The sequence below is a fragment of the Yoonia sp. genome, assembly GCF_030731595.1.
In the GTDB taxonomy this organism is placed as follows: Bacteria; Pseudomonadota; Alphaproteobacteria; order Rhodobacterales; family Rhodobacteraceae; genus Yoonia.
Genome location: NZ_JANQTS010000067.1, coordinates 1 through 3,985, shown reverse-complemented (window position 1 = coordinate 3,985; position 3,985 = coordinate 1). Strand labels below are relative to the sequence as shown.

Sequence of the window (3,985 nt, the reverse complement as noted above, 5' to 3'; positions counted from 1 at the left end):
TTCGCTGCACTTGCCCCAATGACTGCTCTGCGTTGGGAGTATTCGCTAGATCGTCAAGCCAGCTTATAAAGGATCGGAATGGCTGCTGTGTTGTTCTGCTCGAAATTATCCAGAACGAATGGTTTGAACGACCTGTTGAAAAGCAACGATGGTAAGATATCGCGCAGCCTGTCCCAACGACAGTGATTGATAATTGTATAGGGTACTTGGGTCGCGTCATCGGGCAATAAAACGGTGGAATTGTCGAGGCCGGTCTGATCTTGAAACCAGCCCGCTGTGTAATTCCACACCTGCAGATTGATATCCAAACTGTCCGCGTAGAAGTAGTTGAACAAGAAGACGCCATTGGCCGCATGATCGACGGGGCCAATCCTGCGCGTGTTGGACGCGGCAATGCTCATGACATTGCGCGAACTCTTTTGAGTATCCGCCACTAGTGCTGCCCATTCAGGTGTCTTTTGGTATTTTTTTGCTGCATCGACCGTCACGAATTCTACCAGCAAAACAACGTCAAATTTGGCAATTTTGACTTCTGGTCGCTTGTATAAAAACGCCCCTCGTCCAGGGGGGATGATCTGCGCTTTGAAGACAGTGGCGTCTAAAACGTCATCAGCCGCACCCAACGTCTGTGCTAAGGTCTTAAGCCTATCGAGCAGTTTTTTCTTAGCTTTACTTTCTATGAAGAAGCCTATTGGCGGGCGATTATCAACCTCGATAGCAAGCAAGAGATAACCGGAATGCGCGGGCTCGATCAGTGACACTTCAGGAAATTTGTTTTTGGGGCCAACGATTTGTAGGGTTTCGCCTTGATCTTTCATTCTTCTTGTCTCCTCGATTGGGTGAGAGTTTGTGCGACAATTTTCAAGTGGGTTTTGGCCAACAACTTGGCGCGCGCGACATCAGCTTTTGATGCGTTTCCGTGCAAATACGTGATACGAAGCGCCGCGAGCGGCCCGATGACCTGCCAAATTGCGACGTCGACAGGAATGTCCTTGCACAGTTCTCCTCGCTCCTGCCAAGCGGTGAAATGCGGCCGCAATCGTAGGGAAACATCTTGCAACATATTGCTGAGTCCATCTGGTCCCATACGCAAGACGAGTGAAGCAAACGCTCTGGCGCGGGGGGTCGACCACGTCGCGACAATGTTCCCAAACGTTTCTGGGATTGCGAGTTGCATAGGCGTCTTTTCGGACTCCAGAGAAGGACCTGCGCTTGCTAGCAGATCAGGCCCAGCAAGTTTCAAAAGAGCCTCAAATATCTCTTTCTTACCTTTGAAATGGGCGTAAAGCGCGGGATCGCTCACGCCAACTTTGGCAGCGATCTGGCGAACAGTAGCGCCATCGAAACCGCGTTCGGAAAAAACTTCCAACGCAGCGTCTAGGATGCGATCTCGCGTCTCTGTTTTATTAGACAGCGGTGGACGGCCGCGCCTTGGCTTAGGTGATTCAGTCATCTTATTAAATTAGCGCTTATTAATTTAAAGCGCAAGCCTACGCGTTCGAGGTTTTTTCTTGAATGGCCTAGGTATTAGCGCAAGTCGGAAAGGGAAGCGGCCAAACCAGACTTTCGTACAGTTTGCAGCATCGGTTGAATTGGGCTCGAAGCTGCCATTCGCCGCGAATGTAATTAAGGTCGGCTTTGGTCCGGATGCATTCGACGTGCCAGGTTGCTGTCTCAGAGCACAAACGTCAGTTCCGGTCCATTCGCACCGCGGCATTGCCCAGCCTACGCATGGCCGTTGGCCAGAAAGTTCAGCGGGGGGTCACAACAGATGCGATGAAACCTCCAGCGGCGCGACAATAATCTAATGTGAAGGGCTCACAAAACTTATACTGCTCACACGCTTGTCCTGTCCGAACGCGATCAAGAGGCTCCATTCGTCGTCGGCGTCCTGATGTTCAGAGCAGACGTGGGCAACGAATGTTTGCGATGTGGCCGTGTACCCATTTGGCACCCGCCCAAGGATGCGGATCACTTCGCCACGTGTCAAACCGACCCTCAGGCCCGAGGGCAAATGCCAATCTGGCGATGTCGTGGACATTGCAACAACGATATCTTGGACAAGATCGATATGCGCGCCAACAAGTGTCATCCGATCAATCGGTTGGCCGCCATTTGTTGTCTCTTCGGTCGCTTCTGGCGATCCCAGCTTACCAAGCTTGTTCAACGGATCGCCCATCCTGACGCCATTGAGCCTAAACTCTGATGCCGGCAGGCAATCCGCGACAGCTTCAGATTGGCGGCTTTCTATCAAGATCGGCGCAGCCGTCAGCGGAATGCGATCGGATATCCATGTTGCGGAATACGAGTCCCAGATAAGACCAGCGGCCAGTTTGGCGTCATAAAGTCCGCCACCAAAACCATAGCTCACCGTTTCGGGGATACACCGGAGACTGGCTATCCGCGCGCCACTTTGTGTCACCTCAACCCATCCGAAGCGCCTGGGTCCAAGCAGCATCTCTTCTTCGGAAAACGGGCGGTCAAAGCCTCCGCCAACGTCATAGCCGTAATCACCGTTGTAAAAGGTGACGCTTTCGCTGATCGCTGTTCCGAGACCGGACCAAGGTTGAAAATCGACTTGGGCAATGGTCTCGGACAGGAACAATTCTGGCGATCCGCCAATTGGTCCATAGCTATAGGTCGCGACATTGTCGTCGAAGCACACGAAGACTTCTGTGTTCCGACCCTCAATTTGGCATGACGTGAATGGTTCCTGCCCTGGCGCACATCCAGCCTGTGCCTTGGAGGTCAGGACAACTCCAAAACAAACAAGGCAGACCCCCAAATACTGTCCCAAACGCCCGCCCCTTTTGTCCGCATTCTTTCGACCTTTCATCAATGATGAACAGGTTCGATTTCAAAGTCTACCACGGGCTTGATGGCAAAGTTTAATGTTCCAAGAACCACATTCAGACCCAGAGCCGATGCGGTTTCCCAGAGGACTCGCACGGTTCATTTGGACTTGCCGGTCAACGCATGAACGCGAGATTTGTTGCGGCTTGTCCCATTGCTTCGATTGCATCCAGCGACGGGCTTGTTGCACAAAGACGGGATATCTCAGCATAAAATTCGGAATGCAGTCTTGGCGTTGAAGCAGAAGCCGAAGGAAAGAATGGCTTGGATAGATCGAACCCAGTGAATGCGTTATCCTGAATCACCTTCTTCATCAAAATGACAAAGGGCAAAACCTCTTCCTTTGGCAGTCCCAGATCGTCCTCAAAGGCCCCTGTTCTGTGGTAGTGGGCAAGGGACGCGTCGTGATAGGCAAAGATCACCTCTTCTTGCTTCTCACCCAGTTCTTCGCAGTTCAACCCGATAAGCTCATCCAGAGTGTAGTGCCTTATTCCAAAAAGATATGGCCAGGCGGTCAAGGCCAATCCTGCAGCAAAAACACCCAACAACAGACAGACAATGACAAGTTTTTTCATCCGATAAAGTACGCCTTGAAAGGCCGGTTTGTCAAAGTTCCAGAGCGTGCCAGCGTGCCACAAACCAAGATCAAAAAGCCGACACTGACAGGACTTCCCCAAAAGGGGGCAGCTTTGTCATTGCAGGCGACTCATCAGCGTTGCGCGCTTGTGAGAACAAGCTATTCAAGTTTCAAATCCTGTCGTTCGCTCATGTTGTGACAGCCCGACACATCAACCCACCACGCCGCCATTGGCCGCATGTTCAGATCGGGAAAGAACCGCGCGACCGCTTCGGCAGCATAAATCCAAAGGTCCATGGTGTTATAGAGCGCGTAGTCGTGGCATTCGATCAGCCCAAAGTGTGGCCGACCCGAGGGCGCGCCCTTGGCTGAGGTCGCCACCGTGAGCCCATCCACCAAGAAATAAGATTCGTTGATAGCGACGCCCGCGCGGTGCGGTTCCGGTCCGATCCTTTCGCTCGTCTCGTCTTGCCACTGGGCGATGCGCCGGTCCCAATCGGCTGCAGTATTGTGGGCATGACGGGTCAATGCTGCGGCGTTGCGGCCGCTTTCGCC

5 protein-coding genes are annotated in these 3,985 nt (G+C 52.6%); all 5 read right to left on the bottom strand.

Features of this window, described 5'->3' with window-relative positions; genetic code table 11:
* Positions 1-53 precede the first annotated feature (53 nt).
* Positions 54-818, bottom strand: coding sequence for a hypothetical protein (locus tag NWQ23_RS07410; RefSeq protein WP_306165627.1), 765 nt, complete (start codon positions 816-818; stop codon positions 54-56).
* On the bottom strand, positions 815-1,453 hold the full coding sequence (locus tag NWQ23_RS07405) for a TetR/AcrR family transcriptional regulator (protein WP_306165626.1): 639 nt from the start codon (positions 1,451-1,453) through the stop codon (positions 815-817). Before NWQ23_RS07405 ends, NWQ23_RS07410 begins: the two co-directional genes overlap by 4 nt.
* Before the next feature lie 351 nt (positions 1,454-1,804).
* Positions 1,805-2,665, bottom strand: a complete 861-nt coding sequence (locus tag NWQ23_RS07400; RefSeq protein ID WP_306165625.1) for a hypothetical protein — start codon at positions 2,663-2,665, stop codon at positions 1,805-1,807.
* Positions 2,666-2,969: 304 nt separating this feature from the next.
* On the bottom strand, positions 2,970-3,428 hold the full coding sequence (locus tag NWQ23_RS07395; RefSeq protein WP_306165624.1) for a hypothetical protein: 459 nt from the start codon (positions 3,426-3,428) through the stop codon (positions 2,970-2,972).
* A gap of 161 nt (positions 3,429-3,589) precedes the next feature.
* Positions 3,590-3,985 (bottom strand): hypothetical protein (locus NWQ23_RS07390; protein WP_306165623.1); only part of this gene is annotated, 396 nt, incomplete at its 5' end.